The sequence below is a fragment of the Dryocola boscaweniae genome (assembly GCF_025215095.1).
GTDB lineage: Bacteria > Pseudomonadota > Gammaproteobacteria > Enterobacterales > Enterobacteriaceae > Dryocola > Dryocola boscaweniae.
The window spans coordinates 1-257 of the sequence record NZ_JALHAP010000016.1 but is presented as its reverse complement, the minus strand read 5'-3'; the positions used below and the strand labels follow the sequence as shown (position 1 = coordinate 257).

1 other RNA gene is annotated in these 257 nt (G+C 50.6%); it reads left to right on the top strand.

Annotated features, from left to right (window positions below):
* The first annotated feature begins 42 nt into the window (after positions 1-42).
* A non-coding RNA gene (locus MUA00_RS00075) (RtT sRNA) lies at positions 43-182 on the top strand.
* The last annotated feature ends 75 nt before the right edge of the window (positions 183-257 follow it).

Genomic DNA, 257 nt, shown 5'->3' with positions numbered 1-257 from the left:
TTCATAGGAAAGCCTGAACTTACGTTCGGGCTTTTTTATTGCATGTTGCACATTAAGGGACGGGTGAGAAACCTCGACAGGGTTCGACAACAGGCTTCAGCCTGTTGGACAGCGATGGCATTTATGACAGCGCTGCCCGAAGGGCGAGTCCTCCGGACGAGTCAATCCCTCCCTCACCGCCATATTTCATAGGAAAGCCTGAACTCACGTTCGGGCTTTTTTTCGTTCTGAATCTCTTATCGCTCAAGGCTTAACCG